This window comes from Streptomyces lunalinharesii, assembly GCF_039532155.1.
Taxonomy (GTDB): domain Bacteria; phylum Actinomycetota; class Actinomycetes; order Streptomycetales; family Streptomycetaceae; genus Streptomyces; species Streptomyces lunalinharesii.
This window is the reverse complement of the sequence record NZ_BAAARK010000004.1, coordinates 406,479-431,587: the sequence shown is the minus strand read 5'-3', so window position 1 is coordinate 431,587 and position 25,109 is coordinate 406,479. Positions and strand designations below refer to the sequence as shown.

Below are 25,109 nucleotides of genomic sequence, written 5' to 3'. Positions count from 1 at the left end.
CCCCGCGACGCCCCCCCCCCGCGACGCCCCCCCCGCGACGTCCCTCACCCCCCAGCGGGCTCCGGTTCGGTGATGTTTCGGATGATTCCTAGTTCCAGCAAGTCCTGTGGGCGGATGTGGAGTTGGTCGGCGGTGTGGTGGATTGCGTCCGGGCCGCGTTTGAGGATGGCGGCGGCCATTTCGGGGGCGATGACGGAGAAGTAGCTGTCGGGCGTGGCCCACAGGCGGTTGGGGGCGGCCAGGGCCAGTGCGCCGCCCGAGCCGCCTTCGCCGATGAGGAGCGAGGTGACGGGGACGTGGGCGGCGGCGAGTGCGGCGAACGTGTCGGCGATGGCCGCGCCGGCGCCGGCGCGTTCGGCCTCCGCGTCGTTGGCGGCGCCCGGGGTGTCGATGAGGGTGAGGACCGGGGTGCCGAGGCGGTCCGCGAGCCGTATGAGTCTGGTCGCGGTGCGGAATCCGGCGGGGCGGGTGGCCGTGCCGCACTGGGCCGCGAAGGCGATGGTGCGGCCGTCGCGGTGGCCGAAACCGCAGCGCATGCCGGGGTCGCGTCCTCCGCACCGGTCGCCGTTGATCTCCTCCCAGTCGTCGAAGTACGCGCGCAGGTATGCCTCGGCGCGGGGGCGTCGGGCGTCGCGGGCGCGACGGACCGCGTCCCAGCCGGTTTCCGGGAGGTGGGTGGTGCCCAGGGCGAACGGTACGGGGGCCGGGTGGGGTGGTGCGGTCGGTGGTGGGTTGGCGGTGTTGAGGAGGCGGAGCCAGCGTTGGAGGGTGGTGCGGAGGGCGTCGGCGGGGACGACGGCGTCGATCTGGCCGGCCGCGAACTGGCCCTCGGCGGAGTAGGCGTGCGGGTCGGCGTCCGGCGGGCGCACGCGTGAGCCGGCGAAGCCGACCTGGGCCTTGGGGAGCGCGAGGATCACATCGGCACCGGCGCCCAGTGTCGCCCATCCGCCGCCGGTGGTCGGGTCGCGGACCACCGCGATCTGCGGCAGTCCCGCGGCGCGGTTCAGCGCCGACTGTCGGGCCACTCGCTGGAGTTGGGACAGTGCCCGCATGCCTTCCTGCATCCGACTGCCGCCGGTGGCGATGAGTGAGACGAGGGGGAGGCGCCGCTCGCGGGCCTCGGTGTAGGCGGCCTCCAGTCGGTCGCCGGTGCGTTCGCCGAGGGAGCCGCCGAGGAAGCCGAACTCGAAGGCGAGCACCACCGCGTCGGTGCCGCCGAGGGTGGCGAGCGCGGTGACCACCGATTCCTCCTCGCCGGTCCGGTCGCGGGCGCGTCGCCGGGCGGCGTCGTAGCCGTGCCAGCCGAGTGGGCCGTCGGGGGGCGGGGGCGGTGCGTGCGGTGTGGGTGCGGGCGGGGCGCCCGCGGTGCCGGGGGTGAGTTCGACGGCGGTGTCGGTGACGGCTGCGATGGCTTGGCGGGCCGTCAGGCGGAGGCTGGGCAGGGGGGTCGCGTCCCGCGGCGGCTGCTCATGCATCGCCGGCTCCTGCCGGGGGCGCCGCGGCCCGCAGGTCCCGCTTGAGGATCTTGCCCATGTCGTTGCGGGGGAGGGCGTCGAGGAAGTGGACGATGCGCGGCCGCTTGTGCGGGGCCAGTTGGCCGGCGACGTGGTCGGCCAACTCCTGGGCGGAGGGCGGCCGGCCGGCGCCGGTCTCGGGCACGACCCAGGCGACGATCCGTTCGCCGAGGTCCTCGTCGGGCTCGCCGGTGACGGCTGCCTCGGCGACGCTCGGGTGCGCCAGCAGGGCGTTTTCGATCTCGCCGGCGCCGATCTTGTAGCCGCCGCTCTTGATGAGGTCGGTGGCCTTGCGGCCCACGATCCGGTAGTTCCCGGCGGGGTCCCGCACGGCCATGTCGCCGGTGCGGAACCAGCCGCCGTCGAACGCCGCGGCGGTGGCGTCGGGGCGGTTGAGGTACTCGGAGAACAGGTTGGGGCCCCGCACCTGGATCTCGCCGACCGTTTCGCCGTCGCTCTCCTCGATGGCCCGGCCCGCGTCGTCGACGAGGCGCACGTAGACCCCGGGGAGGGCGACGCCGACCGTGCCGGTGGCGTCGGGGCCGTCCGCGCGGACGCTGGTGTTCATCAGCGTCTCGGTCATGCCGTAGCGCTCGATCACCCGGCGGCCGGTGGCGGCGGTGAGCCGTTGGTGGTCGGTGAGGGGGAGCGCGGCGGAGCCGGAGACGAGGAGCCGGGCGCGGCCCAGGGCCTGGGCGAGGGTGGCGTTCTCCGCGGCGTCGAGGGCGAGTCGGTGGTACATCGTCGGGACGCCGAAGAGCATCGTGCCGTCCGCGGACAGTTCGCGGGCGACCGCCTCGGTGCTGAAGCGGCCCAGGTGGTGCACGCTGCCGCCGCGGCGCAGCGGGCCGAGGACGCCGAGGATCAGGCCGTGGACGTGGAACAGCGGCAGGGCGTGGACCAGTACGTCGTCGGCCGTCCACTGCCAGGCGTCCTCCAGTGCGTCGAGGGTCCGGGCCAGGGCGCGCCGGGGGAGGACGACGCCCTTGGGTGGGCCGGTCGTCCCGGAGGTGTAGACGATCAGGGCCGGGGCCTCGTCGCCCGGCTCCACGGGCAGCGGGCCGGGCATCGGCTTGTCGGTGGACGGGGTGACCTCGACGTCGAGGCGGGGGAGCGCGGCCAGGGGCTCCGGCAGGGTGGTGCCCGGTTCGGCCAGGACCAGTGCGGGGGCGCTGTCCGTCACGATGTGGGTGAGTTCGCGCTCGCCGATCTTCGGGTTGATCGGTACCGCGGCCACGCCGGCGAGCAGTGCGGCGACCACTGCCACGGACGTCTCCAGCGTCGGCGTCGCCCAGACCGCCAGCCGGGGCGTGCCGCCCGGGGTGAGGCGGTCGATGCGCTCGGCGAGCGGGCCGGCCACCGCGGCCAGTTGGCCGTAGTCCAGGGCGCGGTCACCGAAGCGCAGCGCGGGCGTGGGCGAGCCGTCGCGCAGGGCGGGGAAGAGCACGTTCACCGGGTCTCCTTCGTTCGTGTCGGCTGCCGGCGCAGGTGGGCCGGGGCCGTCCCGATCCCGCACGCGCCGCCGCGCGGAACGGGCTGACGAAGACCACTTTCGCAGAGACCGCCGACGTCGTGATCGACGCGCGGTCCGCCTGTGGATAACTTCGGATGTCTCGGCTCGCGCGAGGGGCCGGGGCGTCGTGGCCCCGGTGGTCGCGCGCTGCGGGGTGCCGAGCGCTCAGCTCTGGATCTTGCGGAAGTCCCAGGAGACCACGGACTCGGGCGTCAGGCGCAGCCAGGCGTGCCGCCCGTCGTGCGGCATCTGTGCGAGGCCGAAGTTCTTCTGCGCGAACGACCTTTCCGGAGCCTCCAGTTCCGGGCAGTGCTCGCCCGTGCGCGGTGCCTCGCCGACGCGTTCCGCGCGGCCGGTGAGTTCGACGCCGCGCAGTTCGCCGTAGTCCTGCCCGTCGTCCACGACCACCGCGATCCGCGGGTCCTTGCGCAGCTGCGCCCACCGCTTGCTGCGGGTGATCGAGTACAACCAGAGGGCGGTCCCGTCCCAGACGAACCACAGCGCGCCCACGTGCGGCGTCCCGTCCGGGCCGACGGTGGCGACCCGGCAGGTGCGTTGCGCGGTCAGGAAGGCGTCCAGCTCCGACGGGGTCATCATGATCCGCCGGCCGCGGCGCTGGGCCGTGGCCTCCTGGGGTGGGTGGGCAGTCGTGAGCGTGTCGGCCGTGCGCGGTGCCTCGGTCATCCTCGCCGCCCTTCATCGTTTCTGATGGAGTGTCAGAAATCATGGGGGCTCTTCCCGCCGAACGCAATGGTCGATACCCTCGCGCCTCCCGGCCCGCCGCCCCGGCGCGCGCCCCCACCCGCGCACGCCGCGACGCCTTCCGTAGTGGGTCTTCCGCAGAGGGGAACGCCGATGCCTTCGGACAGCCGGCTCGTCGAGCAACTGGACCCGGCCACGACGGTGCTGCTCACCGTCGAATGCCAGCGCGGTGTGGTCGGCACCGACAGCGCCCTACCGGAACTCGCCGACGTCGCCCGCACCTCGGGGGCGCTCGGACGAATCGCGCACCTGGTGACGGCGGCCCACGACGCCGGCGTCCAGGTGCTGCACGCGATCGCCGAACGCCGCCCCGACGGCCGCGGCGCCAGCCGCAACGCCCGGCTCTTCCGTGCCGCCGAGCGGCTGCCGGTGCGGCAGACCACCGGCTCCACCGCGGTCCGCGTCGCCGACCCGATACCGGTCTCGGAAGCGGACCTGGTGGTGCGCAGGCTGCACGGGCTCTCCCCGCTCGCCGGCACCGAGGTGGACGCCCTGCTGCGCAACGTCGGGTGCCGCACGCTGGTCGTCACCGGGGTCTCGGCGAACGTGGCGATCCCCAACGCCGTGTTCGACGCGGTCAACCTCGGCTACACGGCGGTCGTTCCGGCGGACGCGATCGCCGGGGTGCCCGCCGACTACACCCCCGCGATGGTCCGCAACACCCTGTCCCTGGTGGCCACGGTCACGACCACCGAGGACGTCCTCGCCTGCTGGCGGCACCCCCGGCGCGCCCGTTGACCACGCGCCGGGAGCGGAGCGGATCAGCGCTCAGCCACCGTTCGCGCCGTGCTCCGGGGCGGGCAGCGCCTCCTTGAGGAAGTCCGCCTGCACGCGCAGCAGGTTGGCGTTGACCGCGTCGTCGGCGGGCAGGTGCGTGGCGCCCGGCAGCGGCAGCACGGTGTGCGGTCGGCCCGCCGCCAGCAGCTCCGCGGAGAACCGCAGGGTGTGCGCCACGGCGACGTTGTCGTCCGCCAGCCCGTGGACGAGCATCAGCGGGCGGCGCAGGAGGTGGCCCTTGCCCACCAGGGAGCAGCGCGCATAGTTCTCCGGCACCTCATCGGGATGGCCCAGGAACCGCTCCTTCCAATGGGTGTCGTACAGCCGCATGTCGGTGGGCGGGGCGCCGGCGACCGCCGCGTGGAAGACGTCAGGATGGTGCAGCACCGCCGCCGCGGCCAGGAACCCGCCGAACGACCAGCCGCGGATCGCCACCCTCCCCAGGTCCAGGTCCGAGAAGCGCTCCCCGGCCGCCCGCAACGCGTCCACCTGGTCGGCCAGCGCGGGCCCCAACTGGTCGCCGTGCACCGCCCGCTCCCACCGGGGGCCCCGCCCAGGGGTGCCCCGCCCGTCCGTCACCAGGACCGCGAACCCCTGCTCCGCGAACCACTGGGACACGCAACCGGTCCACCCCCGCGCCCGTACGGCGAGCTGCAACGCCGGCCCGCCGTACGGGTCGAGCAGCACCGGCAGCTTCCCGGTGCCCGGCCGGTGCCAGGACGGGAAGTACAGCACCGACCGCAACTGGCGCTCACCAAGACGGAGATGCGTCTGTCGGGGAACGATCAGAGGCTCCTCGGCGAGCGAGGCGATGGCCCCCGGCGGCCGCCCCGGCCCGTCGCCGTCCCCGAGGACGTGCACCTCGTGGCCCTGCTGCGTCAGCCCCGCCAGGACGGTCGTCCCACCGCGTGCCGTGCCGGTCCAGACGCCGGGCTCCGCACTCAGCCGGCGGCACCCGGCACCGGGCTCGTGGCGCCAGACGTGCGTCTCCGTGGGGTCCTCGCTGGCGGTGAACAGCACCCGCTCGCCCTCGACCCCCAGGACCGCGCGCAGTTGGAGCCCCTCGGGCGTGACCCGCCGCCCACCCACGACCAGCCCGCGGGTGTCACCGTCGTCCTCGGGGAGCACCAGGGCACCGGAGGCCGTCCGGGCCGGAGTGCCGGGCACCAGCTCCACCCAGGCGGCATCGGTCCGCTCGTGCCGCACCTCGGTGGCGCCGTTCGCCGGATCGACCGCGAGCGTCCGCAGGACCCGCTGGTCCCGGCTCTGCACGGCCACGAACGGGCCGTGCGCGTCCCAGCCCGCGTCGACGACGTACTCGTACGCCGCGCGGTCCCAGGCCACTTCGGTGCGCTCGCCGTCCAGGGAGAGCAGGTGCAGCGTCACCTCCGCGTTGGCGGTGCCGGCCGACGGGTAGCGGATCACCTGCGGTGGCCGGCTCGGGTCCGCCGGATCGCTGAGGTAGCGGCGGGCCACGGGCGCGGTGTCGACCCGCGCCACCAGGAGGCCGCGGCCGTCGGGCGCCCACCAGTAGCCGCGCGAACGGCCCATCGACTCGGCGGCGACGTACTCGGCGAGCCCGTAGGAGACCTCCGGCCCCTCCGGGCGCACCAGTTGCCGGTCGTCGCCGTCCAGCGCGACGACGTGCAGGGCGCGACCGCTCACGTAGGCGATGTGCCGCCCGTCCGGCGACGGCCGCGGATCGACCACCGGCCCGGCCGCCGGCACCGGGAACGGCGCACCGCCGTCCGTCCGCACCGCCCACAGCGCACCGGACAGTGCGAACGCCACCACCTCGACCGCGGCGTCGGTCGCGTACCCCACCACCCCGACGGAGCGCTCGCGGGCCCGCTCGCGCCGCAGCCGCTCCTCCTCCGGGACGGCCTCCGCGCCCCCGCCCACCAGGAGCACCGGATCGGCCAACAGCCGTTCCCCGCCCGCCTCGTACTGCCACAGCCGCCCCACGGGATCGCCGCCGGATCCGGTCCGCACGAACACCACCCGCCGCCCGTCCGGCGACAGCGTGAACTGCCTCGGCACACCGAGGGAGAAGCGCCGGGTGCGCGCGAACTGCTCGGGGAAGCGGTCCAAGTCGCCGGTTCCGGTGCCGGTGCTGGCGTCGGTGCCGGGGGTGCGGGCGAGGTCATCGGTTCGTCGTTTCACGGTGGTCGTCCTCCAAGGGTGCGACGGGACGGTGGGCGCAGACCGGGACGGGAGCGCCACTACGGGCCCGTTGCCGGGCTGACTGTCTGGTGTGCCTGCTGCGTGCTCGTGGTGCGCGGGCTCGCTCGACGTGCGTCGCGAGCCCGGTGTGCCGGAAGTGGCGGGTGCCTGGTGCGCTCGACGTGCAGAGTGTGCGCACGCCATGGGGCGGTTCCGCCAGGTGCGGGCACCAACTGCCCGACCACGGCACCGCGTCGCGGCGTCATGGGGACGGGGCGAGGGGTGGGTTCGTCGTCCGACCGGGCGGTTGCGCGCGGTCGACGACGGTGCCCTGCGGCGGTCGCAGCGGCGACGGCGGACAGGGTCAGCGGATCATAGCGGGCCGCGGCCGGTCGTCGCCCGGCGGGTCGTCGCGGTGCCTCACCGCCCGTCCCCGGCGGGTCCCCGCGGCGGCCGCACGGCGAGCCGGGCGCACAGCGCGGCGAGGGGCAGTTCGGCCGCGACGGCCATGGCCACCGCGGCGGCCAACTCCGGGCCCGGCGCGGCGGTGGCGAGGTCGAGGCAGGCATCGGCGAGGAGGAGCACGGCCGCGGCCGCCGCGGGGGCGCGGTGGCGGGGGTCGGCGCGCAGCAGGCGGGTGCCGGCGGTGAGCAGGGCCGCGGCCTCCAACGCGTCGAGGGCGACCCAGGCGGCCGCCTCGGCGGGCGGCAGGGTGCCGGCCAGGTAGCCGAGCCACGGCAACAGGGCGAGACCACAGGCCGCGAGCACCCGGCCCTGGCAGCGGCGCGCACGGCCGTGCCGGGCCGGTCGGCCGAGGCCGGCGACGGTGACGGTTCCGGGTCCGGTGCCGGTGCCGGTCGTCGCGCAACGTCCGTCGTCCGCACCGGGAGTGAAGGCGAGGAGGGCCATGGTCAAGGAGGTCCCTTCGGGTCACGAACCCGGTCGTCGGGCTCGTGATCAACACTCCGTCAGCCGCCTGATCCCGTCAGTAACACCGCTGTCCGACCTGGGGTGGCACCAGCTTCACCCCGGTTCCGGATGCAGGCGTGACAGCAGCTGCTGACCTGGGCGTTTACCGTCTTGCCCATGGCCCGAACCGACGGGCGGCCACGCCGCCCGGCCGGGGGTGGCCGGGCTGGCGGTGCTGCCGTTCCTCCCGGGCGCAACCGGTGCGGTGATCCGGCTGGAGTCGGTGATCGCCCTGCGACTGCCCGGGCCCAGCCGGGCCGAGGAACCGGCCCGTCGCGTCGAGGACCTGGCCGAGCGCCGGGCCGGGACGCTGGCCGCCGCGGACGCCGAACGCCGCCGCATCGAACGCGACCTGCACGACGGCGCCCAACAACGGCTGGTGTCCCTGGCGGTCAACCTGGGACTGGCCCGGGCCACGCTCACCGACCTGCCGCCCGAGACCCGCGCCGTCATCGACGAGGCGCACCGCGAGGCGAAGGAAGCCCTGGAGGCGATGGCCTACTTCGTCGTCTCCGAAGCGCTGGCCAACGTCACCAAGCACGCCCGCGCCAGCCGCGCCGAGGTCGTGGCGGTACGGGCCGGTGACGCGCCGCGGGTACGGGTCACCGATGATGGCGGGGGAGGGGCGGACCCCTTCGGGGGAACCGGACTGACCGGGCTCGCGCGACGCGTCGCCTCGGTGGACGGCACCCTCGCCATCGACAGCCCCCCAGGGGCCTGACCGTCATCACCATGGAGCTGCCGTGCACGCTGTGAAGCGCGCTGTGATCGCCGAGGATTCCGTCCTGCTCAGGATCGGGGTGGTCCGGGTCCTGGAGACGGCCGGGTTCGAGGTGGTGGCCGAGGCCGGGGACGCGGAAGGGCTGCTACGGGCCGTGGAGGACCACCGCCCGGACATCGCCGTCGTCGACGTCCGGATGCCGCCCGGCTTCACCGACGAGGGGGTCCGGGCCGCACTGGTCATCCGGCAGCAGTGGCCGGAAACCGCCGTGCTGATGCTGTCCCAGTACGTCGAGGAACGCTACGCCGCCGAACTGCTCGCGGCGCACACCAGCGGCGTCGGCTACCTCCTCAAGCAACGCGTGGCCGACGTCGAGGAGTTCATCGAGGCGCTGCGGCGCGTCGCGGCCGGCGGCACCGCCCTGGACCCCCAGGTGGTGGCGCAGTTGCTGGTGCGGCGCCCCAGCGACCCGCTGGAGCGGCTGACCGAGCGCGAGCGGGAGGTGCTGGCACTGATGGCCGAGGGCCGCTCCAACGCCGGGATCGCCGCCCAACTGGTGGTCAGCGAGAGCGCGGTCGCCAAGCACATCAACAGCATCCTGGCGAAGCTGGACCTGCCCAAGGCGGGCGGCGACCACCGGCGGGTACTGGCCGTGCTGCGCTTCCTGGGGGTCGGCGGATAGCGCCGTCGGGCAGCCGCGCCACGGCACGCCGCACCAGGCCGCCAGGAGCTTGTAAAGGATCCCTTGACGCCGGTCGGGCTGTAAAGGCATCCTTTACGCGTGTCGGACGTAACGGAACCCTCGATGCCCCTCACCGCCCTCAGCGCCCTGCTGGCCGAAGGGGCCACGGCCCTGGCCGCGGAGGTGACGGGCAGCCCGTTGGCACCGCCCGCCTACCTGGAGCTGGTCCGGCGCTCGCGGGACGTCGACCAGCTGGCGGAACGGGTCCTCAAACTGTGCGTGCAGCAGTGCCGGGACGCCGGCCACACCTGGCAGGAGCTCGGCGACCTGCTCGGAGTCACCCGCCAGGCCGCCTTCCAGCGGTTCGGCAAGCCCCTCGACCCCCGAACGGGAGAACCCATGGACAAGACCGTGCACATGGCCGACGCAGCGGAGCGCGCCGTCGAGATCGTCACCGACGTGCTTCAGGGCCGCATGGCCGAGGCCCGGAAGACCTTCAACACCCAGGTCCTGGAGGCGTTCACCGACGAGGTGCGGGGCGACGGACTGGCCACGGTCGCCGGCATGGTCGGCGCGTTCGAGGGCTTCGGCGAGGGCGAGCCGTTCGTCCGGCGCATCGGCGACCACACGGTCGTCGACATACCGCTGCGCTACGAGGCCGGCGACATGAAGGCCCGGGTCGCCTTCGACACGGACGAGAAGGTCGCCGGGCTCGTCATCGTCCCCCCGGACGCCGCCTAGCCCGGGCCGCGCCGACGCCCGGCCGAGTATCCCCGCGGCGGCACGCGACGCCCGCCCTCGCTCCCCAGGGCGGGCCGCGTGCAGCCAGGGCCGTGCTTGACTGCCGGCATGATTGCCTTCGAAACGCTACGGGTCTTCTGCGGCGCCGACGGCCGCCACGGCAACGCCCTCGGGGTCGTGCGCAACGGGGCCGCGATCCCCGGCGAGGGCGACCGGCTGGCCGTCGCCGGGCGGCTCGGCTTCAGCGAGACGGTCTTCGTCGACGACGCCGCCCGGGGCGTCATCGACATCTACACCCCCACCGCGCGGATGGCGTTCGCCGGCCACCCGTGCGTGGGGGCGGCCTGGCTGCTCGAAGCGACCCAACTGAGCACGCCCGCCGGAACGGTGCGGGTGCGGCGGGACGGGGAGTTCACCTGGATCGCGGCGCCGGCCGCCTGGTCCACCGGGCGGACGCTGCGCCCGTACGACTCGGCGGCCGAGGTGGCCGGTCTCGCGGTGCCGCCGCCGGGCGAGTGGATCTACGCCTGGGCCTGGGAGGACGAGGCGGCCGGTCGGGTGCGAGCCCGCGCGTTTCCCGGCCGGGGCGACGGCATCGACGAGGACGAGGCCACCGGAGCCGCGGCCATGCGGCTGACGACCCACCTGGGCCGTGATCTGACGATCCATCAAGGAGAGGGGTCGCAGATCGTCACGGCGGTCGGCCCGGACGGCACGATCGGCATCGGCGGACGGGTGCGCAGGGCCGTCGATGCGCAGCCCCTCCCCGTCGGCCCGAACGCGTCCTGAACGGCGCCCCGTTCGCGGTGCGGCGCCCCTGAGGTGCGCTCAGGCGTTCCGCCACACCAGCGTGTACCGCCAGAACAGCCGGCGGCGCAGCCGGACGCCGGGCAGGACGGCGCGGGCCGCGCGCACGACGTCGGGGAAGGACATCTCCGCCGGGCGGGTCCGGGCGGTCATCGAGACCGGTGCGGGCGCCGTGCGGCCGCCGTTCTTGAGCCAGCCGATGGCGGCGTTGAGCGGGCTGGAGGCGGCCGCGAGCAGATGGTCGACGGGGGTGGTGGGGCGGCACAGGCCGACCAGTACGAGGGTGCCGTCCGGCGCCAGGTGCCGGCGGAACACCGTCAGGGCCTCGCCGAACGGCAGGTGGTGGACGACGGCGACGCACGTGACGACGTCGTAGGTCCGGTCGGGGAGTCCGGTCAGGGCGTCTTCGGTGGCGAACGTCACCGGTGCTCCCGGCGGGGTCAGCTCCCGCGCGCGGGCGGTGATCGTCGGGTCGGCGTCCACGCCGTGCACCGCGTCGGCGCGCGTGGCCAGCAGCCGGGCCAGGTCGCCGCTGCCGGAGCCGACGTCCAGGGCCGCCGCGCAGCGCCGGGGGAGCCGTCGCAGGATCCAGCGGTGGAAGTGGGCGTTGTGGTCCCAGGGGTGGGCGGCGTTGAACCGTTCGAGGGCCCGAAGGGCGCGGTGCGACAGCGGGGTCATGCCGCCACTCCACCAGAGGTCCGGTGCCGCCGGCACCACCACCGGCGGCTGCCGACGACGGATCAGGCCACCGGGGCGGGCGAGCGACCGCCTACCGCCCGGCCGCCCGCTCCGACTCGTCCCGCTTCAGGGCGTGTTCGAGCAGGGCCTCGGCGGCGGCGCGGGCGTGCCTGCCGTAGTCCGGTTCGTTCAACACCATGGCGCGGCTGGCCGCACCGTCCGCGAGGGTGACCAACTGTTCGGCGAGCGCCTCGGGTTCGAGGCAGCCCAGTTCCGCCACCAGTGTGGTGACCAGCCGCACCATCAGCAGTTTCTGCTCGCGGGCGTAGGCGTGGATCGGGCTCTGCGGGTCGGGGAACTCCGCCGCGGCGTCGATGAACGGGCAGCCGCGCACCGCAGGCGCCTCCGCGTCGGGCTGCTCGAAGAGGCGGAGGATCCGCTCCCGAGGGCTGAGCTCCTCCAGAGTCAGCACGCCCTCCAGGGTCTGCCCCGACGAGGCGAGCGCCTGGAGGTGGGCGACCACGAGGTCGCTCTTGGTGCGGAAGTGGGCGTAGAGCGTCCGCTTGGACACCGGCGCCTCCTCGGCGACCTGTTCCATGCCGGTCGCCGTGATGCCCTGCTGCGCGAACAGGCGGGCCGCGGCAACCAGGACGCGCTCCCGGGCCCCCCGCCCCCGCCGCGGTGTCGTCTCCTCGGTCGTACCCATGGGGGCAAGTATACGTCTGCGTTTACTTCCGGCGGGGCGTGTGGATAAGGTCGCTCCCGAGCGAGGTAAACGATCCCGTTTACTTAGTCCTTCGTCAGGGAGTGCGTCATGAAGCGTGTGGAGTGCCTGAGGGGCCCGGCCGGTGATCCGGAGGCGCGTGGTCACGCGGAGCGGCTGATTCGCGGCCGGCGTGCGGTGCGGGCGTTCCGGCCCGACGCCGTGCCGGCGGAAACCCTGCGCGCGATCTTCTCGCTCGCCGGCTCCGCACCGTCCAACTCCAACACCCAGCCGTGGCGGGTGGCGGTGGTCAGCGGCGCGGCGCGCGAGCGGCTGGCCGACTCCCTCCGGGCCGCCCACGCCGCCGACCGCACCTCCGTCGACTTCCCGTACCACGAGGACGCGTACGCGCCGGCGCAACTGCGGCGGCGCTCCGAGTTCGGCGCGCAGCTCTACGGCGCGCTGGGCATCGATCGCGACGACCACCCGGCGCGCGCCGCCTACGACGTCGAGAGCCTGCGGTTCTACGGCGCACCGCACGTCGCGTTCCTCTTCGTCGCCGACCGGGCCGACGCGCGCCTGGCCGCCGACGTCGGCGCCTACCTCCAGACGCTGCTGCTGGCGATGGCCGGGTACGGCGTGGACAGCTGCCCGCAGGGGCTGCTGAGCTTCTACGCCGACACGGTGCGCGGCGAACTCGGCATCGAAGCGGGCAAGTTGCTGGTCGGCGTCTCGTTCGGCTACGCGGACCGCAGTGCGCCGGTGAACCGCATCGACACCGGGCGCGCACCGCTGGAGGCGACCACGACGTTCCACGGATAGCGCCGCCCACCGGGCCGGGCATGGCCCTCCACCGGGCGGCCGGCCCCGTCCGCGCGTGACGGGCGCCACCCGGCACCGGCCGCACCCCGCCTATACCCACCCTTTACACTGGGCGTGGCGAAGGGGAGTAGTCCCGAAACACCGCTGGTCGACACACTGGCTGCCCCACGGGGCAACCCGGCCACCGGGCCGGCCGCGCACGACGGGCCGGCGGACGAGACCTTCGGCCACGGCATGACCTGGCCTGCGCAAACGGCGCGGGCCACACCAGCATGCCGGGCCGGAAGGGTTCTCCCGTCACCTCGCTGGGTGTCGTACGAGCCGGCGGCCCGGCCCCAGCAGAAAGCACCCGGATGACCCTCGACCCCCTGGCGATCGTCACCGCCTTCGGGCTGATCTTCCTCGCCGAACTCCCCGACAAGACCATGTTCGCCTCGTTGGCGATGGGCACCCGCATGCGCCCGCTGTACGTGTGGTTCGGCACCTCCACCGCGTTCCTCGTGCACGTCGCCCTCGCCGTCGGTGCCGGCAGCCTGCTCGGCCTGCTGCCCACCATGGCGGTGAAGCTCGTCTCCGCCGCCCTGTTCGCGTTCGGGGCGTTCGCCCTGCTGCGCAACGGCGGCGACGACGACGAGGACGAAGCGGGCAGCAAGACCGTCACCGGGTTCTGGCCTGTCTACGGCACCGCCTTCATGGCCGTCTTCATCAGCGAGTGGGGCGACCTCACGCAGATCACCACCGCCAACCTCGCCGCCACCAACGGTTGGTTGCCCACCGCCATAGGGTCGGCCGCGGCCCTGATGTCCGTCTCCGCGCTCGCGCTGCTGGTGGGCCGCTTCATCGCCAAGCGCGTCCCGCTGAAGACCGTGCAGCGCATCGGCGGCATCTGCATGGCCGCCCTGGCCGTCTGGACCCTGATCGAAGCCTTCACGGGCTGACGCGGGACCCCCGCGAGGCAACGGGCCCGGCCCCCCGACGCGTCGGGGGGCCGGGCCCGTTGCGCACGTCGCCGTGGACGTCCGCGGGGTGCGGCATGTGCGGTCAGGTGCCGGTGACTGTGGGGGCGGGCGTGCTGGTGGGGGTGCCGGCGGGAGTGGGAGTGGGGGTGCCGGTGGGGGTGGGGGTGCCCGTGCCGACGAGGTGTGATCCCTCCACCAACGTGCACGGCGCCGTGGGGGTTTGGGGGAGTCTGTTGAGGGAGAACGTCGCCACCGCGTTGGTCACCGCGGCGCACAGCGGAATGTGCAGAGCCCGCACGTTGTCGACGGTGTCCTCTACCACGGCGTGCGGGACGTCGACCCCGAACGGTGCGGTGCCACCGCGTTGTTGGGGCGGCGGCGGGCCGGTCGGGAGCTGCGGCGGCTGCACGATCACGCAGTGCCCGGCGGGCTGCTCTCCCGGGTGCAGGGCCTGAGCGGTGACCTTGACGATGTTCGGGGGCTTGCTGGGGCTGGTGCAGAAGGCCACCTTGATCTGGGCGGCCTCCTGCGGCGTGCCCTTGAACAGCTCGACGTAGGGGATGGTGGGTGGGGCCGCAGCGGCGACCGGCGCGGAAGGCCAGGCCAGCAACGCCACCGTCGCCGCGGGAACGGCGCAGAACGTGTGCGAAAGGCGCATGATGTCGTTCCTTTCCGACTATGAGCACTTTCATCGCATTGCCTGCCCCCGCCCGGCGCCGCGAACCGACGCACGGAGCGCCCCCACCCAAATGCCGGGCGATTTCGGGCCCGGGCCGGGCAGGCGAGGGAACCGCGCTTGCGGAAGCGTCCAGGCCGTGCTGTGGCGAGGGGCGGCCGGTGCGGATGTGCCTGGTGGTCGCGGTGCCGTGCCGCCCGTTCTCAGCGGCGGGACGCCAGCGACAGCAGCGGTGCGCCGGCCGGGAAGAGGTACTTGGCGGCCAGGACCGGCCGGCCGCCGGCCCACACGGTTTGGGTGAGCAGCAGGGCCGGAGTCTCGGGCGGGCGCGCGATGGCGTGGCCGCGTTCGGTGCCGAGCATGGTGGCGCCGAGCGTGCTGCGCGCGGTGAGCCCGTGACCCTGCTCCGCGGCCAGGAAGGCGGCGAGCATGGTGCCCTCCGGGTCGTCGCCGGACGCGGGCGGCCCGGCGGCGTCGGGCTCCGGCAGGGAGGCGCGGAGGGTGTCGGCGAGGTCGGCGCCGGTCGTGGTCCGCAGGACCTTGTCGTCCGCGGCCCATTCGTGCGCGAAGCACGCCGCCGTGCCGTCCACCTCGACCACGGTCTCCCAGAAGCAGGCGCGTTCGGTGGCGGCGAGGCGGAGGTGGTAGCCGGAGAAGTCGGTGGGTTCCTCCAGCTCCGTGGCGAGCCGGCGGCACCGCACCGCACCGGGGCCGAGCAGGGACTCGACGGGCAGCAGGCGCTCCAGGCCGGGGGCCGGCGGCGGCTGGTTGACCGTGCTGCCGGCGCCCTGGCGGCGGGTGATCACGCCGTCCTCCTGGAGCAGGATCAGCACCTCGCGCAGCCCCGAACGGCTCACGCCCAACTGGCCGGCCAACTGGGGCTCGGGGGGCAGCCGCGCGCCGGGCGGGAACGTGCCGTCGTCGATGGCGGCCACGATGCGCTGGTACAGCTCGACGCGCGAGGAGTGCCGGCGCGCTCCCTGACGAGGCATGAAGGCTCCCGAGGTTTTGTCGGACATTCTTCGGGATCGCGGGTGCGGTGTGCTCCGCGAACCACGTCCGGCCCTCCAGGTTAGCCGCCCCGTTCGCGCGGTCGTGCCGGTGGGGCGAGTGTGGGGAGGCGTCTGGCGTGCGGCGGGGTCGGCGGGGCGTCGGAGTGTGCGCGATTCCTCGTGGCCGGACCCTTGTGCCGGTGAAGGGTGCTGGCTAACCTCCCCAGCAATCGATTGTCCGACAATCTCGGGCATGGCGAGGTCGTGCGAGCCGTCCCCGACCGTCCTCCCCACACCCCGCCCGTCCCGTCGGCAGCGCCCTTCGACCCGGAAGCACCACCCATGCCCGTCACCCCGCCCCGCCCGCTGCTCATGGACTGCGACACCGGCATCGACGATGCCGTGGCGCTCCTGTACCTGTGTCTGACCCCCGCCGTCGACGTGCGCGCGGTCACCACCGTCGCCGGCAACACCAGCGCCGAACGCGCCGCCCGCAACACCCTCCAAGTGCTGGAGGTCGCCGGGCGGCGTGACGTCCCCGTCGCCGCGGGCGCCGGCACCACCCTGCGCGGGGAGACCCGCCCCGAGGCCGCGTTCGTGCACGGCGAGGGCGGTCTCGGCGGGGTCGCGCTGCCCGCCCCCGCCGCCGCCATGGACCGGCGGCACGCCGTCGACCTCATCATCGACACCGCCCGCGAAGCCGGCGGCGAACTGGAGATCCTCGCCACCGCCCCGCTGACCAACCTGGCCCTCGCCCTGCGCAAGGAACCCCGACTGCCCCAACTGGTGCGCCGCATCACGGTGATGGGCGGCGCCGTCCACCACCCCGGAAACATCAGCCCCGTCGCCGAGGCCAACATCGGCAACGACCCGGAGGCCGCGGCCCTGGTGCTGTCGGCGGGCTGGGACCTCACCCTCGTACCGCTCGACGTGACCATGCGGGAGAACCTCACGGAGGCGCACCGGCAGCGCCTCCTGGCCAGCGGCTCCCCGGTCGGCCGGCTCGCGGGCGAGATCCTCGACTTCTACTTCACCTTCCACGAGGAGACCGCCCTGCCCTTCCGCGGCTCGGCGCTCCACGACCCCCTGGCCGCCGGGATCGCCGTCGGCGAGGTCGTCCCGAAGACCGCGCCCCGACTGGCCGTCACCGTCGACACCGCGGACGGCGCCGCCCGCGGCGCACTCGTCGCCGACACCCGCGGCATCCACCTCGGCTACCCGACGCAGCCCGACGCCAACGCCGCCGTGGTCCTGGAAACCGACGGCACCTTCCCCGAACTGCTCGTCGAACGGTTGTTCCGCACGCCGGCAGGGGCCGCGAGATGACGGGCACCGCCGCCCCCGGGACGGCCCCGACCGAGCGGAACGCCGTCGGCGTGGTGGCGATGATGACCGCGCTGTTGGCCGCCTGCGTGGCCTTCCAGCTCAACGCCAGCATGCTCAGCCCGGCCCTGGTGACCATGGCGCGGGAACTGCACACCGACGAGGCGGGCACCGGCCTCTCGCAGACCGCGTTCTTCACCGCGTGCGCGATGTTCTCGCTGTTCCTGCCCCGCTTCAGCGACATCGCCGGCCGCCGCCGGGTCCTGCTCGGCATGCTCGTGGTGCTGACCGCGGGCACCGTCCTGGCCGCGTTGTCCACGAACATCGTCGTGCTCGACGTGGCCCGCGTGGTGCAGGGCGTCTCCGGGCCGGTCGTCCAGATCTCCCTGCTGACCCTGCGCTCCCAGGTCACCGAACCCAAGCGGTTCGGCACCCTGATGGGCCTGGTCACGGCCGTCAACGGCGGCATCGCGGGGGTCGACGCCCTCGCCGGCGGGTGGCTGGCGAGCCACTACGGCTTCCGCAGCGTCTTCTGGGTGATCGCCGCCGTCGCGGTGCTCGCCGCCGTGGCCGTCGCGGTCGGCTGCCCCGAATCCCGCCCCTCGGCCGGCACCCCGATGGACTGGCCGGGCGTCGTACCGCTGGTGGTGGGCGCCGCCGCGCTGCTCCTCGCGGTCGACCAGGCGGAGAAGCTCGGCGCGGCCAACTGGCCCTTGGCGGCGGCCCTGTTGCTCGTCGGCGCGCTCGCCTTCGTCGTGTTCTGGAAGATGGAGGAGCGCAGCGGGCATCCACTGGTACGGATCAGTGACCTGCGTCAACGGGCCAGCTGGGCGCCGTTGTTGACCACCCTGCTGACCCTGGTCGGCGTCTTCGCGGTCGTCAACGGTGTCCTGATGTCCTTCGTGCAGAACGCGGAGGTGGGATTCGGCATGGGGCCGAGCCTGGCCTCGCTCGTCTTCCTCACCCCTTTCGCGCTGGTGGGATGGCTGGTCGGCCCCTTCACCGGGCGACTGGCACCGGTCGTCGGCTATGGGCGCCTGCTGCGCTGCGGGCTGTTGGGCAGCGTGCTGGTGCTCGGGGTGATGGCCCTGGTGGGCGTGCGGTCGTTGCCGGTCATGATCGGCTGCACGGTCCTGCTCGGCGCCACCTACGCCGGCATCGCCAACATCGTCCTCAACCTGCTGGGCGTCGTCCTGGCGCCCAAGGACCACCCGGGCTTCCTGCCGGGGCTCGTCTCGGCGGCGTTCGGGCTCGGCGCGGGGCTCAGCTTCGCCCTGCTCTCCGCCGTCCAGGTCACCGGCAGCCCGCAGGGCGGCTCCTCGGCGAGCGGGTACGTGGCCGCGATGCTCACCGGCACCGTCGTGACGGCGGCGGCCTACGGCGCCTCGTTCCTGATCCCGCGCCCCCGGACGGCCGAGGTCGCCGCGGGTGCCTGACGCACCCGGGCCGGTGGATTCGCCGCAACGGCGCGCCACCGGCCCGGGCGCCGACGGCCGGACGGGCCGTTCAGGGGAGCAACTCGCCCACGAAGGCCACCGCGGTCACCCAGAAGGGCTGCCCGCCGGTGCCGAAGGCGGCCGCCAGGGCGTACCCGACCGCCGCGTCCCGCGGCAGGACCTCGGAACCCGCCGGCCGGTCCTCCGGCCAGTTGGCCGACACCCGGCCGTCGCCGGTGGAGGACAACTCGCCGATGGTGATGCCGTCCTTGAACAGCGTGCTCTCCTCCATGCTGTCCGGCGTCAGCCGGTACCGGCCCCCCGCGCACTCCACGTCCACCCGGTAGGAGCGGCGGAGGAACCGTCCCCGCGCCGGAGCGAGGCGCGCCCTCTCGCCGTCGACGGTCAGGGTGAGGGCCGCGGCGGAGCGGGTCCCGAGGGGAACGGTCTCGTCGACGTCCGTGCCCTCTGCGCGCACCAGGCTGACGGTGGGGATCTCATCCCCCGTCACCGTGAGGACGCCGCGGTCCGCGTCGAGCGCGATGCGGACGTCACCGAACAGCGGGTCGTCGGCGGTGGACGGGGCCGTGCTCGGGTCGTCTTTCCCCAGGGTGGGGTGCGGGTGGGGGTGCGGGTGCGCGGACGGGTCCGGTGGCGGGTCCTGGGGCGCGGTGCCTGCGGTGGGCGGGAGTTGGCCCTGTCGGATGCCGTGAGTGCCTCGCTCGCCGTCGGTGCTCCGCTCGCTGTGGGTGCTCCGCTCGCCGTCGGCGCCTCGGGCGTCTGCGGCGTGCTGGGATGAGCCCTGGGGGTCGGGGGGCGTCTGGTGAGGGGTGCGCGTGTTCAAGGGGGTGGTGTGGCTTCCTGTCGCCGGCCGGTACCCGTCCATGATCCACTAGCGCGGCCGGGGTGCCGGCGCGAACGACGCGGAGTGCGCTGTTCGGCTCGCGCCGGCGCCGGCCGGGGACGCTCCGCCGGCGCTGCGTGGGGACGCCCAGCCGGCGCTGCGTGGGGACGCCCCGCCGGCGCGTCCGACGGCCGTCCCGCCGCGGGACCTCACGCCTCGGTGATCCGGAAGACGGGGTGCCGGGGAGCCGCGGCCAGGAACTCCTCGCGGGCGGAGTCCGCCGTGAGGGCACCGAAGTACGACTTCACCTCCCACCCCCAGCGGTCGAGGTAGGTGCGCAGCAGCTCTGGGGTCTCGGCCGGCGGCAGTTCGACCGCGGTGAACGGGCGCGCGCGGCGGCCGACGCGGAGCTCGCCACCGCCGGCCGCCCGCATGTTGCGCACCCACTCGGAGTCGCCGCGCGTCGAGACCAGGTAGCGGGCCCCCTGGTACGTCATGGGGTTGACCGGTACGCGGCGCCATTCGCCGCTCTTGCGGCCGCGCACAGCGAGGTCGGCGGAGCCGGCGAGGCTGATGCCGCGGCGGGCCAACCAGCCGATGGTGCCGTTGAGTCGGGCGTTCAGGCGGCGCGGCTTCAGGTAGTGGGACATGGGGTTCTCCGTTTCGGGGTGCGGCGGGTGCGGCAGGTGCGGCGGGTGCGGCAGGTGAGGCAAGTGGGGTGCAGTGGGGCGTGGGTGGGGCCGGTTAGTAGGGCGGGGCGGTTCGGAATCGGGTGGGCGTGTCGACGTGGGTGGGCGGGCCACGAATGGATCGCTGCTCCACAGTGAGAGCACTGCTCTCGCTGCGAAGTAGTGTGCACGTTGAAGGCGTGCCAACGCAAGAGCACTGCTCTCGTTTTTGTTCGGCGCTCCGCTTGCTGTCACACTGCTCTCCATGACAGCCATCCGTGGAGCCAGGGAACGAGCCCGCAGCGAAATCACCGAGGCCATCAAGGACGAGGCACGCAAGCAGCTCGCCGCCGAGGGGGCCGCCAAGCTCTCCCTCCGGGCCGTCGCGCGCGAGCTGGGCATGGCCTCGTCCGCGCTCTACCGCTACTTCCCCAGCCGCGACGACCTGCTCACGGCGCTGATCGTCGATGCCTACAACGCTCTCGGCGCGGCCGCGGAGCGTGCCCGCGACGCCCACGCCGAGCCCCCCGCCGCACCCGGTACCACCACCCGCCGCCCCGAGAGCGGTGCGACGAGCCGGCCCGAGAAGGCTGCACGCGGCGAGGCCCGCGCCCGGGCCGCCGAGCATGCCCTGGCCCAGTGGTGCGCCATCTGCACCGCGGTGCGCGACTGGGCCCTGGCCCATCCTCACGAGTACGCGCTGATCTACGGATCGCCGGTCCCCGGCTACCACGCGCCGCACACCACCACGGAGCCGGCGGCCCGGGTCGGGCTCGCGCTCATCGGCGTCGCCCGGGACGCGCACGCCGCCGGCCTGCTGAAGGAGCCGGCCGAGCCGTTGCCCGATGCGGTGGTGGCCGATGCACTGGCCCTCGGCGCCGAACTGGACGTGGAACTGCCGCCCGCCGTACTGGCCCGTCTGATCGGGGCCTGGGCACAGCTCTTCGGCCTGCTGAGCTTCGAACTCTTCGGCCAGTTCAACCGGGTCGTCGAGGCCCGCGGCGCCTTCTTCGAACAGGCCGTGCGCCAACTCGCCGGCAGCGTCGGCCTCGTCGCCCCGGGCCCCCACGCCACGACCTGAACCGAAGCCGAGCCGCCGCTGCCCGGCACCCCCGCCCGCGATTCCGACACGGCCTCCGCCTGCGGCCGGGAGCCGGGAGCCGGGAGGTCGTAAGCCGGGAGGTCGGGAGGCGCCCGATGCGCAGGCCGGCCGGTCGCCGCTGATCCGGGTGTTCCCGGAGCGGCTCTCGGGGCAAGTGGAGGCAGGCGCCCGGGAGTTCGCGGCCCGGCACCGGGGCGCCCGGCCGCAGCCGGGCGGCGCCGCCTCGTCGCCGCCGACCAACAGGGCAGCGGACGCAGGGCGTCCAGCACAAACGGAGTCAGGCGCCCGAGAACAGCATCGCCACCGCCACCAGGGCGAGCAGGCCGACGTAGGCCCGGGCGTAGAGGCGATCCGGAATCCGCGGCGGGCGGCGGCGCAGCACCGCGATCACCGGCAGGGCCCCCACCAGCAGGGCCGCCGCGGCGCCCAGGTCGACGAGACCCACCAGGTGCGGGTGCGCACCGCCGGCGGTCGGGAGCGCGGCGCCGACCAGGGAGACCGCGGTGGCCGGGAGGGCGATGGCCAGCGTGAGGGGGTTGGCCAGCGCGGTCGCCACCCGCATCGGGTGCCCGGCCCGCCGGGCCGCGGGCACGGTCATGACGCTGCCGCCGACGCCGAGGAAGGCGGCGACCGCACCGATCGGCGCACCGAGCAGCGCCGGGAGCGGTCGCGGCGCCGCGGGCGCCGTCTCGACCGGTGCCCGCGGCCGCAGGAACCCGGGGCGCAGCAGCAGGTCGACGATGGTGAGCGCCACGTAGCCGACGAAGGCCCAACGGACCAGCGGTGCCGGGGCGAGCCGAGTGGCCAGTGCTCCGACCGCGGCCCCGACCGCCAGCAGCAGCAACAGCCCGCCGCTGCCCCGCAGCGCCCCGAGCACCCGCCGGGGCGTGACGGCCGTGGCGAAACCGGCGTTCACCACCATCACCAGGGCCGAGGTGGCCGTCGCCACCCGCATCGCGTCCGCGCCGAGCGCGGCGTCCGCCCATACGACCACCGGCACCGCGACGAACCCGCCGCCGAACCCGAACAGCACGGTCGTCGCTCCGGTGAGGAGCCCGATCCCGATCAAAGCCACAACGTCCACGGGACCACCCCACCAGCTCCACCGACCTGCTCGCATCCGAAGGTCGGCACCAAACCTTCGCGTCTCGGCCAGTACCGTTGCCGGGTGAAGAACATCGCCCTGGACGCCGTCGACCACGTCGACCGGGCCGTCCTGCCGATCGGGACCGACTACCCGCCCGGTCACGTCCTGGACTGGCACGAGCACCGCCGCGCCCAGTTCCTCTACGGCGCCACCGGCGTCATGGTCGTCGACACCGCCGAGGGCACCTGGACCGTGCCGCCCGAGCGGGCCGTGCTGATCCCGGCCGCCACCCAGCACCGGGTCCGCATGCTGGGGGTGAGCACCCGCAGCCTGTACGTCGAGCCGGACGCCGTCCCCTGGTGGCCCGCCACCTGCACGGTGGTCGACGTGCCGGCGCTGCTGCGCGAACTCCTCCTGAGCGCCGTCGAGTTCGACGTCGACTACAGCCTGTCGGGTCGGGAGGGGTGCATCGCCACGCTGCTCCTCCACGAGATCGCCGCGCGCACGCCCCTCCCGTTCCACGTCGCGCTGCCCTCCTCCGCCGACCTGGCGGCGCTCTGCCGCGGGTACCTGGCCGCCCCGGACGTCGGCGTCACCAACGCCGCCTGGGCCGGCCGGACGGCCATGAGCGAACGGGCCTTCACCCGGCGCTTCCGCTCGGAGACCGGCGAGAGCCCCGCCGTGTGGCGCGCCCGCGCCCGCCTGCTCGCGGCGGTTCCGCTGCTGCGCACCGCGTCCGTCAGCAACGTCGCCGGCCGCCTCGGCTACGCCTCCCCCGCCGCGTTCACCGCCGCCTTCACCCGCGCCTTCGGCCTGCCCCCGTCCCGGTTCACGGCGCCCCACTAGGACGGCCGACCAACACAGCGCGTCAAGGCCGTTGGCGGCCCTCCGACTTCGACGGACGCACCCTCAACTCCAGCCGGGGGAGGGGCCATACGGCATCGGAGACGCCAATCCCAGCGGGCAAAGAGGCCGTCGGGAGGCGTCCGCACGACGCGTCCGTCGACACGTCACGTCGCACAGTGTCGGGACTGCCGTGCTTCTCGACCACCAGGAGTACGACGACGCCGTCAGCCTGGCTGTCGGCTGACGGGGAACACCGGTCGGTGCACCGTTCAGGAGCGACGGGTGCGTGGCGTGGCCGGGCGGGGCAGGAGGAACATCAGGGACCACATGGTCAACAGGCCGCCGATCACCCACGGGAGCGTTCCCGTGAAGGCGTGGACGACGTCGGCGCCGCGGGCGGTCGCGGTGTGGTCGTGCGCGAAGAAGAGCACTCCGCTGAGCACCACGCCCAGGGCGATGCCGATCTGGGTGGCGGTGTTGAACAGCCCCGAGGCCGAGCCGGCGTGCGCGGCGCCGATGCCGCCCAGCGTGAGGGCGGCGAGCGGAGCGCCGACCATGCCCAGCCCGAGCCCCAGTGCCAGGACCGGTGGGGCCATGGCGGTCATGGACAGGCCGGTGCCGTAGGTGTTGACGAGCAGGTGGAAGGCGGCCAGGGCCAGAGCCGCGAGCAGTGCGCCGGCCTGGGGTGTGCGGCGTTGGTGGCGGGCGACGAGGGACATGGCCAGCCAGGCCCCGCCGATCTCCGCGAGCGAGAGGAGGACGAAGCCGACCGCGGCCCGGGCCGGGCGCAGGCCCAGGCCCTGTTGCATGAAGAGCGTCCAGCACAGGAAGAACACGCCGGACAGCAGGCCGAGAACGAGTTGAGCGCTCAGTCCTCCGGAGAACCGCCGGCCGTTGAACAGGGAGAGCACCACCAGCGGTGCGCCGTCCGTGCGGGACCTGGCCCGCTGCTGGACGACCAGGCCCGCCAGCACGGCCACGCCCGCGGCCACGACCGCGAACGTCCACCACGGCCAGTGCCGGGCGCCGCCCGCGCTGAGCGGGTAGGCGATCAGCAGCAGTCCGAGTGCGGAGAGGGCCATCCCCAGCGGGTCGAGGCGCAGGGCCTGCTCGCCGCGGGAATCGGCCAGGAACCGGCGGCCGAACAGGAGTGCGGCGACGCCCAGGGGGACGTTGATCAGGAAGATGGGACGCCAGGCGAGGCCGAACAGGTCGGCCTCGGTGAGGACGCCGCCCAGGACGGGCCCGGCGACGCTGCCGACCGAGATGACGGTCCCGTGCAGGCCGAACGCCTTGGCGCGGGCGCTGCCGTCGAAGGCGACGTGCACGGTGGCCAGGACCTGCGGGACCATCAGCGCTGCTCCGGCGCCCTGTACCGCGCGGGCGGCGATCAGCGCGGCGGGTCCGGCGGCGAGGCCGCACAGCAGCGAGGTAGCGGTGAAGACACCGGTACCCAGCAGGAAGATCCGTTTGCGGCCGTAGCGGTCACCGAGCCGTCCGCCGGTGATCAGTCCGAGGGCGAACACGAGCCCGTAGGCGGCGTGGATCCACTGCAGACCGGCGGCCGAGGCACCGGTGTCGGCCTGGAGGGAGGGAAGGGCGGTGTCGACGACCGACGCGTCCAGGACGGCCATCAGTTCGCCGGCCAGCACCACGGCCAGCACGAGCCGACGGCCACTACGCGCATGCGGTCCGGCGGAGTTCCTGCCCGAGCGGGGCGGGGCATTGCAGGTGTCATCGGACACGGAGCAGGGGTTCCTGTTCTGGACAGTAGGGGGACCGGGCAGGCCGAGGCCCGGGTACGCCTACTGCGCACAGGAAAACGTCACGGAGCCCAGGCCATCGGGAACACCGTCTTCACAGCGGAAAGCGCCATCCGCCCGTCAGTGCAGGCGGGGATCCGCGGGCAGGGCCCTGGAAGAACGGCTAATGGGCCTGGGATATACGTCATCACCTCGAAGGACACGCACACGCCAAAGGAGGGCGGTGAAAGAACCCGGCCAGCATAAGCAGCCACCCGCCACGGGGAGAAACGCATTTCCGGGACCCCCACGGAGAGCCTCCTCGTGCGGAACCGGACCGGGCCGAGGCCGCCCATGTGACTCCACACGTTCCTGCGCCGGGATGCTCGCCCGCGTATCGGGCCGGCATCCCGGCGAGTTCAGCCGGTGTCCCCTCGCGGTGGCAGAGCGGTTGCAGACTGGCCGCCGCCCTGCCCCGCCCTGTCATTGCCGCAGAGGAAGCGGCTCGGGGCGTGTACTGCCGCTGAAGTGGATTACCAGTGCCGCCAATTGGGCCGGCTCAGTTGTCCGCATCCGAATAGG

General features: G+C 74.1%; 23 protein-coding genes and 1 pseudogene. 11 read left to right on the top strand and 13 right to left on the bottom strand.

The genetic code is table 11. The features are described from left to right. Window positions 1-44: 44 nt before the first annotated feature. The 3 genes from ABD385_RS09530 to ABD385_RS09520 form a co-directional block, all read right to left on the bottom strand. Entirely contained in the window at window positions 45-1,475 is a 1,431-nt protein-coding gene (locus ABD385_RS09530; RefSeq protein WP_344574626.1) for a carboxyl transferase domain-containing protein, read from the bottom strand. Beyond that, complete coding sequence (locus tag ABD385_RS09525; protein ID WP_344574625.1) at window positions 1,468-2,967, bottom strand: acyl-CoA synthetase; 1,500 nt, start codon at window positions 2,965-2,967, stop codon at window positions 1,468-1,470. Before ABD385_RS09525 ends, ABD385_RS09530 begins: the two co-directional genes overlap by 8 nt. A 225-nt stretch (window positions 2,968-3,192) precedes the next feature. Continuing rightward, window positions 3,193-3,711 (bottom strand): pyridoxamine 5'-phosphate oxidase family protein, encoded by a 519-nt coding sequence (locus ABD385_RS09520; protein ID WP_425585376.1) that lies wholly within the window; start codon window positions 3,709-3,711, stop codon window positions 3,193-3,195. A gap of 171 nt (window positions 3,712-3,882) precedes the next feature. Between ABD385_RS09520 and ABD385_RS09515 the strand changes: the two genes are divergently transcribed. Next, on the top strand, window positions 3,883-4,527 hold the full coding sequence (locus tag ABD385_RS09515) for a cysteine hydrolase family protein (RefSeq protein ID WP_344574624.1): 645 nt from the start codon (window positions 3,883-3,885) through the stop codon (window positions 4,525-4,527). Between the two features lie 30 nt (window positions 4,528-4,557). On the opposite strand, the gene ABD385_RS09510 is transcribed toward ABD385_RS09515, so the two are convergent. Both ABD385_RS09510 and ABD385_RS09505 read right to left on the bottom strand, forming a co-directional pair. Then, window positions 4,558-6,657 (bottom strand): alpha/beta fold hydrolase, encoded by a 2,100-nt coding sequence (locus ABD385_RS09510; RefSeq protein WP_344574641.1) that lies wholly within the window; start codon window positions 6,655-6,657, stop codon window positions 4,558-4,560. 492 nt (window positions 6,658-7,149) lie between these two features. Continuing rightward, complete coding sequence (locus tag ABD385_RS09505; protein ID WP_344574640.1) at window positions 7,150-7,638, bottom strand: hypothetical protein; 489 nt, start codon at window positions 7,636-7,638, stop codon at window positions 7,150-7,152. 178 nt (window positions 7,639-7,816) lie between these two features. Between ABD385_RS09505 and ABD385_RS09500 the strand changes: the two are divergent. The 4 genes and pseudogenes from ABD385_RS09500 to ABD385_RS09485 all read left to right on the top strand — a co-directional run. After that, window positions 7,817-8,454 (top strand): annotated as a pseudogene (locus ABD385_RS09500) (sensor histidine kinase); the annotation flags it as partial. 8 nt (window positions 8,455-8,462) lie between these two features. Beyond that, window positions 8,463-9,101: a response regulator gene (locus ABD385_RS09495; RefSeq protein ID WP_344574639.1), complete on the top strand. Its 639-nt coding sequence runs from the start codon at window positions 8,463-8,465 to the stop codon at window positions 9,099-9,101. Between the two features lie 99 nt (window positions 9,102-9,200). After that, entirely contained in the window at window positions 9,201-9,842 is a 642-nt protein-coding gene (locus ABD385_RS09490; RefSeq protein ID WP_344574623.1) for a DUF3887 domain-containing protein, read from the top strand. Between the two features lie 108 nt (window positions 9,843-9,950). After that, the gene (locus ABD385_RS09485) at window positions 9,951-10,631 is read left to right on the top strand and encodes a PhzF family phenazine biosynthesis protein (protein ID WP_344574622.1); all 681 of its coding nucleotides are present in this window, start codon (window positions 9,951-9,953) and stop codon (window positions 10,629-10,631) included. Window positions 10,632-10,670: 39 nt separating this feature from the next. Here the strand turns inward: ABD385_RS09485 and ABD385_RS09480 are convergent, their stop codons facing one another. Both ABD385_RS09480 and ABD385_RS09475 read right to left on the bottom strand, forming a co-directional pair. After that, window positions 10,671-11,327 carry a class I SAM-dependent methyltransferase gene (locus tag ABD385_RS09480; RefSeq protein ID WP_344574621.1) on the bottom strand — a complete coding sequence of 219 codons (657 nt, stop codon included), beginning with the start codon at window positions 11,325-11,327 and terminating at the stop codon, window positions 10,671-10,673. Window positions 11,328-11,418: 91 nt separating this feature from the next. Then, entirely contained in the window at window positions 11,419-12,033 is a 615-nt protein-coding gene (locus ABD385_RS09475; protein WP_344574620.1) for a TetR/AcrR family transcriptional regulator, read from the bottom strand. Window positions 12,034-12,141: 108 nt separating this feature from the next. Between ABD385_RS09475 and ABD385_RS09470 the strand changes: the two genes are divergently transcribed. Both ABD385_RS09470 and ABD385_RS09465 read left to right on the top strand, forming a co-directional pair. Next, a complete protein-coding gene (locus tag ABD385_RS09470; protein WP_344574619.1) occupies window positions 12,142-12,852 on the top strand; it encodes a nitroreductase in 711 nt (236 codons plus the stop codon). A gap of 353 nt (window positions 12,853-13,205) precedes the next feature. Beyond that, complete coding sequence (locus ABD385_RS09465; RefSeq protein WP_344574618.1) at window positions 13,206-13,790, top strand: TMEM165/GDT1 family protein; 585 nt, start codon at window positions 13,206-13,208, stop codon at window positions 13,788-13,790. 103 nt (window positions 13,791-13,893) lie between these two features. Here ABD385_RS09465 and ABD385_RS09460 read toward each other — a convergent pair whose 3' ends face one another. Then, window positions 13,894-14,469, bottom strand: a complete 576-nt coding sequence (locus ABD385_RS09460; protein WP_344574616.1) for a hypothetical protein — start codon at window positions 14,467-14,469, stop codon at window positions 13,894-13,896. A 221-nt stretch (window positions 14,470-14,690) separates the two neighbouring features. Beyond that, complete coding sequence (locus ABD385_RS09455; protein WP_344574615.1) at window positions 14,691-15,479, bottom strand: GntR family transcriptional regulator; 789 nt, start codon at window positions 15,477-15,479, stop codon at window positions 14,691-14,693. Between the two features lie 342 nt (window positions 15,480-15,821). Here ABD385_RS09455 and ABD385_RS09450 point away from each other — a divergent pair, with 342 nt between their 5' ends. Both ABD385_RS09450 and uriT read left to right on the top strand, forming a co-directional pair. Next, window positions 15,822-16,805: a nucleoside hydrolase gene (locus ABD385_RS09450; RefSeq protein WP_344574614.1), complete on the top strand. Its 984-nt coding sequence runs from the start codon at window positions 15,822-15,824 to the stop codon at window positions 16,803-16,805. Beyond that, the gene (uriT, locus tag ABD385_RS09445) at window positions 16,802-18,238 is read left to right on the top strand and encodes a uridine transporter UriT (protein WP_344574613.1); all 1,437 of its coding nucleotides are present in this window, start codon (window positions 16,802-16,804) and stop codon (window positions 18,236-18,238) included. The genes ABD385_RS09450 and uriT overlap by 4 nt, the downstream gene beginning before the upstream one ends. A 70-nt stretch (window positions 18,239-18,308) precedes the next feature. Here the strand turns inward: uriT and ABD385_RS09440 are convergent, their stop codons facing one another. Together ABD385_RS09440 and ABD385_RS09435 are read right to left on the bottom strand one after the other, a co-directional pair. After that, window positions 18,309-19,082, bottom strand: a complete 774-nt coding sequence (locus ABD385_RS09440) for a hypothetical protein (protein ID WP_344574612.1) — start codon at window positions 19,080-19,082, stop codon at window positions 18,309-18,311. A 209-nt stretch (window positions 19,083-19,291) separates the two neighbouring features. Beyond that, window positions 19,292-19,732 (bottom strand): nitroreductase family deazaflavin-dependent oxidoreductase, encoded by a 441-nt coding sequence (locus tag ABD385_RS09435; protein ID WP_344574611.1) that lies wholly within the window; start codon window positions 19,730-19,732, stop codon window positions 19,292-19,294. Window positions 19,733-20,015: 283 nt separating this feature from the next. Here ABD385_RS09435 and ABD385_RS09430 point away from each other — a divergent pair, with 283 nt between their 5' ends. Further along, window positions 20,016-20,831 (top strand): TetR/AcrR family transcriptional regulator, encoded by an 816-nt coding sequence (locus ABD385_RS09430; protein ID WP_344574610.1) that lies wholly within the window; start codon window positions 20,016-20,018, stop codon window positions 20,829-20,831. A gap of 298 nt (window positions 20,832-21,129) precedes the next feature. Here ABD385_RS09430 and ABD385_RS09425 read toward each other — a convergent pair whose 3' ends face one another. After that, on the bottom strand, window positions 21,130-21,936 hold the full coding sequence (locus tag ABD385_RS09425) for a TSUP family transporter (RefSeq protein ID WP_344574609.1): 807 nt from the start codon (window positions 21,934-21,936) through the stop codon (window positions 21,130-21,132). Between the two features lie 84 nt (window positions 21,937-22,020). On the opposite strand from ABD385_RS09425, the gene ABD385_RS09420 reads away from it, so the two are divergent. Further along, complete coding sequence (locus ABD385_RS09420) at window positions 22,021-22,785, top strand: AraC family transcriptional regulator (protein WP_344574608.1); 765 nt, start codon at window positions 22,021-22,023, stop codon at window positions 22,783-22,785. 269 nt (window positions 22,786-23,054) lie between these two features. Here the strand turns inward: ABD385_RS09420 and ABD385_RS09415 are convergent, their stop codons facing one another. After that, entirely contained in the window at window positions 23,055-24,530 is a 1,476-nt protein-coding gene (locus ABD385_RS09415) for an MFS transporter (RefSeq protein ID WP_344574607.1), read from the bottom strand. Between the last annotated feature and the right edge of the window lie 579 nt (window positions 24,531-25,109).

Excerpts from the sequence above, each read along its gene's own strand:
- ABD385_RS09450 (WP_344574614.1), top strand. The coding sequence starts at position 15,822 with ATGCCCGTCACCCCGCCCCGCCCGCTGCTCATGGACTGCGACACCGGC.
- ABD385_RS09460 (WP_344574616.1), bottom strand. The coding sequence starts at position 14,469 with ATGCGCCTTTCGCACACGTTCTGCGCCGTTCCCGCGGCGACGGTGGCG.
- uriT (WP_344574613.1), top strand. The coding sequence starts at position 16,802 with ATGACGGGCACCGCCGCCCCCGGGACGGCCCCGACCGAGCGGAACGCC.
- ABD385_RS09475 (WP_344574620.1), bottom strand. The coding sequence starts at position 12,033 with ATGGGTACGACCGAGGAGACGACACCGCGGCGGGGGCGGGGGGCCCGG.
- ABD385_RS09515 (WP_344574624.1), top strand. The coding sequence starts at position 3,883 with ATGCCTTCGGACAGCCGGCTCGTCGAGCAACTGGACCCGGCCACGACG.
- ABD385_RS09520 (WP_425585376.1), bottom strand. The coding sequence starts at position 3,711 with ATGACCGAGGCACCGCGCACGGCCGACACGCTCACGACTGCCCACCCA.
- ABD385_RS09430 (WP_344574610.1), top strand. The coding sequence starts at position 20,016 with ATGACAGCCATCCGTGGAGCCAGGGAACGAGCCCGCAGCGAAATCACC.
- ABD385_RS09480 (WP_344574621.1), bottom strand. The coding sequence starts at position 11,327 with ATGACCCCGCTGTCGCACCGCGCCCTTCGGGCCCTCGAACGGTTCAAC.
- ABD385_RS09465 (WP_344574618.1), top strand. The coding sequence starts at position 13,206 with ATGACCCTCGACCCCCTGGCGATCGTCACCGCCTTCGGGCTGATCTTC.
- ABD385_RS09435 (WP_344574611.1), bottom strand. The coding sequence starts at position 19,732 with ATGTCCCACTACCTGAAGCCGCGCCGCCTGAACGCCCGACTCAACGGC.
- ABD385_RS09470 (WP_344574619.1), top strand. The coding sequence starts at position 12,142 with ATGAAGCGTGTGGAGTGCCTGAGGGGCCCGGCCGGTGATCCGGAGGCG.
- ABD385_RS09505 (WP_344574640.1), bottom strand. The coding sequence starts at position 7,638 with ATGGCCCTCCTCGCCTTCACTCCCGGTGCGGACGACGGACGTTGCGCG.
- ABD385_RS09530 (WP_344574626.1), bottom strand. The coding sequence starts at position 1,475 with ATGCATGAGCAGCCGCCGCGGGACGCGACCCCCCTGCCCAGCCTCCGC.
- ABD385_RS09455 (WP_344574615.1), bottom strand. The coding sequence starts at position 15,479 with ATGCCTCGTCAGGGAGCGCGCCGGCACTCCTCGCGCGTCGAGCTGTAC.
- ABD385_RS09485 (WP_344574622.1), top strand. The coding sequence starts at position 9,951 with ATGATTGCCTTCGAAACGCTACGGGTCTTCTGCGGCGCCGACGGCCGC.